A 3,652-nucleotide genomic window follows, 5' to 3' on the forward strand; every position below is an offset into this window, starting at 1 on the left:
GCAAAGATGAGCAAACAGATGGCAGCATCCGGCATGGATGACAGCATTCTGAAACGCCAGATCGCGTTGATCAATTCAATGACCAAGAAAGAACGCGCCAACCCCGATCTGCTGGCCGCATCGCGCAAGAAACGCATCGCCAAAGGCGCGGGCCTTGAAGTGTCCGAATTGAACAAGCTGGTCAAACAGCACCGTCAGATGGCCGATATGATGAAGAAAATGGGCAAAGGCGGCATGCTGAAGCAAGCCATTAAAGGCATGTTCGGCAAAGGCGGCGGAATGCCAGACGGCATGCCCGATATGAACGATCCAAAAGCGATGGCAGAAGCCGCTAAAGCAATGCAAGGCAAAATGCCCGCGGGCATGCCCGGTTTAGGTGGCGGCATGCAACTCCCGCCCGGCCTGTCAGGTTTCGGGAAAAAGAAATGACCTTAACCTCATCATCTTGCCCTTTAAACTCCCGCCGGAGGCACCTGCCCTTCGTCGCAACAACCGGACGTCAACGATAACATGACACCCGCCCCCACCCTTACCACAGCGCGTCTTGAATTGCGCGGCCCTCAAAAACGGGACCTTGCGGCTTTTACCGCATGGGTCACTGGTTCTGACAGGATGGAGGCCGTGGGTGGCAAAGGCACTGAAGGCCAAGCATGGCGCGGTTTTATTGCTGGCATCGGTCATTGGAACTGGCACGGCTACGGGTTCTTTACGGTGACCGAACGCGCAACAGGCTTTGTCACCGGGCGCGTCGGCATCATCAACCATGTCGATTGGCCGGCACCGGAACTTGCGTGGCATATGTTTGACGGATTTGAAGGTCGGTCCTATGCGTTCGAAGCAGCGTGCGCTGTGCGCGATTGGGCAGGGCGCACCTTGGGTCTTGCCCCACTAAGTTCTCTGATAGCACCCGCGAATACGCGATCTCTTGCGCTGGCTACACGCCTTGGCGCTGTCGAAGAAGGCCGCGATATCGTGGACGACGAACACGTCATTAGCTTTCGGCATTTGCGCCATGACGATCCACGGGCAATGGCTCAAGCGGCGCAGGCGATCACATGACACCGACATTGCACACAGAGCGCCTGACGTTGCGCCCGTATCTGCGGGACGATTTTGACACTTATGCCACCTTTATGGCTAGCGACCGCGCTGTTCACATGGATGGACCGCTAGATCGCGATAAGGCTTGGAACTGGTTTACCAATGATGTCGCGACTTGGGCGCTCTACGGTTTCGGGTCGCTGGCGATTGAGATGGATGGCGCATTGGCAGGCGGCGTTGGCCTTGTGTATCCGCCGCATTTTCCAGAACCTGAATGTGGCGGGTTTATCTATGACGGTTTCACTGGAATGGGCCTCGCGTCCGAGGCCGCGCGCGCCATCATTGATCATAGCTTCGAAACGACCGATCTGAACACGATTGTCAGCTACGTAAGCGCAGGCAACGCCGCGTCGATCCGTGTCGCTGAAAGCTTGGGCGCTGTGCTTGACGCTGACGCCCTGGCCCCCGAAGCCACCGGCACATTGGTCTATCGCCACACGCCAATTTCCCCACAAAGGAGTGTCTCATGACTGACGCTGTCACCCTTGCCGCGGATATCCTCAAGGAACACCGCAAAAGCATCGACCGGCTTGATGCCATCCTCGTCTATACTTTGGGCGAGCGGTTCAAGCACACGCAGGCCGTGGGCCGGCTAAAGGCTGAACACGACCTGCCCCCATCCGATCCCGCGCGCGAAGAAACCCAGATTGCGCGGCTCACCGAACTTGCAGACCAGGCCGATCTCGATCCTGAATTTGCCAAGAAATTTCTGAATTTCATTATTCAGGAAGTCATCCAACACCACAAACAACACCAATCGTAAGGTGGATCTTGATCCACCAAACCCCCACCATCTTTAAGGAGAATATCTGATGGCTATGAAAATCCGTTTGGCCCGTGGCGGCTCAAAGAAGCGTCCATTTTATGCAATCGTTGCAGCTGACAGCCGTATGCCACGCGACGGCCGCTTTATCGAAAAGCTGGGCACATATAACCCAATGCTGCCAAAAGACAGCGAAGAGCGCGTGAAAATGAACATGGAGCGCGTCAAGCATTGGCTTGGTGAAGGCGCACAGCCAACTGACCGTGTGTCACGCATGCTCGAAGCGGCTGGCGAACTGCCAAAGAAAGACCGTGCCAACCTGAAAAAAGGTACACCTGGCAAAGCTGCTAAGGCACGTGCTGACGAAAAAGCTGCAAAAGCTGCCGCCGCTGAAGAAGCTGCAAATGCACCAGCAGAAGAAGCACCAGCAGTCGAAGAAGCCGCTGCTGAAGAGTAAGCACTTTCGCGCGGCCCCAACACAGCTTTGGGCCGCGCAACCCCCACTTTGACCGGACACAACCATGTTCCGCTTGCTGCGCACCCTTATTCTCGTGATGATCGCTTTTATCGCGGGCATGCTCTATGAGCGCGACGGCAGTAAGGACATTTGCCAAAATGGCGGTGGATTGTGGATCGAAAACATCTGCGTTGGACCGGAGTTTACCCAATGACTAATCGCGTGATCGTAGGCAGCATCGGCGGTGCGTTTGGCGTCCAAGGCGAGGTCCGCCTCAAGTCGTTTTGCGCCGACCCGCAAGCCATTGCAGACTATGCCCCCCTTTATACAGAAGATGGCAATGCGTTCGCACAGCTTGTGCTGACCGGCCAACTCAAGAACGGATTTACTGCGCGCATTGATGGTATCGTCAGCAAAGAAGACGCTGATCTGCTGCGCAACGTCGATCTATATGCCGACCGCACGGTAATGCCGTCGCTGCCGGATGATGAATATTACTATGCCGATTTGATTGGTATTACGGTCGTAGACACAGGCGGTGCCACACTTGGGACTGTCAAGAACGTGATGGACCACGGCGCAGGCGATTTGCTAGAGATCATCGTATCCGGTCAATCCGAAACGACCTTGTTGCCCTTCACCAAAGCCGCCGTGCCAACTGTCGACCTGACAGCCCAACGCATCGTCGCTGACCCGCCCGAAGGGCTGTTCCCCGATGCAACCGCGTAGTCCAAAATGGCGGATGTGACCAAACCCGCTCGCTCTGCTGGCCGTATCGCGATCCAAGCGACACTAAAGCCGCGCGAGTTGATGACAGACACACCTGACATTGCCGGCACTTGGACAGCCAAGATTATCACGCTGTTCCCGCAAGCCTTCCCTGGCGTGTTGGGCGAAAGCCTGATGGGTAAGGCGTTGAAAGACGGACTGTGGCAGTTGCAGACGTTTGATTTACGCAACTACGGGATCGGCAAGCATCGCAACGTTGATGACACCCCCGCAGGCGGCGGTGCGGGTATGGTGTTGCGTGCAGATGTGCTCGAACAAGCAATAGCGGATGTGCATCGCAGCACGCGCGGCGTTGTTCCATTGGTCTATCTTTCACCGCGTGGCCGTCGCTTTGATCAGCAAATGGCGCAAAACTGGGCCCGCGCTGATGGGGTCACGCTGCTATGTGGCCGCTTTGAAGGCGTGGATGAACGGGTCTTGCAACACTATAACATCCAAGAAGTCAGCTTGGGTGATTTTGTCATGACTGGTGGGGAAATTGCCGCTCAAGCGATGATCGACGCCACTGTGCGTCTGTTGCCCGGCGTCTTGGGGAACGCGGA

The 3,652-nt window shown here is 56.2% G+C and carries 7 protein-coding genes and 1 pseudogene; all 8 read left to right on the forward strand.

What is annotated here, in order from left to right; all coding sequences use genetic code 11:
• Positions 1–429: pseudogene (locus QZ197_RS15195) on the forward strand (signal recognition particle protein); the annotation flags it as partial.
• A gap of 81 nt (positions 430–510) precedes the next feature.
• A complete protein-coding gene (locus tag QZ197_RS15200) occupies positions 511–1,059 on the forward strand; it encodes a GNAT family N-acetyltransferase (RefSeq protein WP_296433012.1) in 549 nt (182 codons plus the stop codon).
• Entirely contained in the window at positions 1,056–1,571 is a 516-nt protein-coding gene (locus QZ197_RS15205) for a GNAT family N-acetyltransferase (RefSeq protein ID WP_296433013.1), read from the forward strand. Before QZ197_RS15200 ends, QZ197_RS15205 begins: the two co-directional genes overlap by 4 nt.
• A complete protein-coding gene (locus QZ197_RS15210) occupies positions 1,568–1,864 on the forward strand; it encodes a chorismate mutase (RefSeq protein ID WP_296433014.1) in 297 nt (98 codons plus the stop codon). The genes QZ197_RS15205 and QZ197_RS15210 overlap by 4 nt, the downstream gene beginning before the upstream one ends.
• A 49-nt stretch (positions 1,865–1,913) precedes the next feature.
• Positions 1,914–2,321, forward strand: coding sequence for a 30S ribosomal protein S16 (gene rpsP / locus QZ197_RS15215; RefSeq protein WP_296433015.1), 408 nt, complete (start codon positions 1,914–1,916; stop codon positions 2,319–2,321).
• Between the two features lie 64 nt (positions 2,322–2,385).
• On the forward strand, positions 2,386–2,535 hold the full coding sequence (locus tag QZ197_RS15220; RefSeq protein ID WP_296433016.1) for a hypothetical protein: 150 nt from the start codon (positions 2,386–2,388) through the stop codon (positions 2,533–2,535).
• Entirely contained in the window at positions 2,532–3,050 is a 519-nt protein-coding gene (rimM, locus tag QZ197_RS15225) for a ribosome maturation factor RimM (protein ID WP_296433017.1), read from the forward strand. The genes QZ197_RS15220 and rimM overlap by 4 nt, the downstream gene beginning before the upstream one ends.
• Before the next feature lie 6 nt (positions 3,051–3,056).
• Positions 3,057–3,652: tRNA (guanosine(37)-N1)-methyltransferase TrmD (locus QZ197_RS15230; RefSeq protein WP_296433018.1), on the forward strand; the 596-nt coding region annotated here is incomplete at its 3' end.

It is taken from the genome of Yoonia sp., from assembly GCF_017854415.1.
Lineage (GTDB): Bacteria > Pseudomonadota > Alphaproteobacteria > Rhodobacterales > Rhodobacteraceae > Yoonia.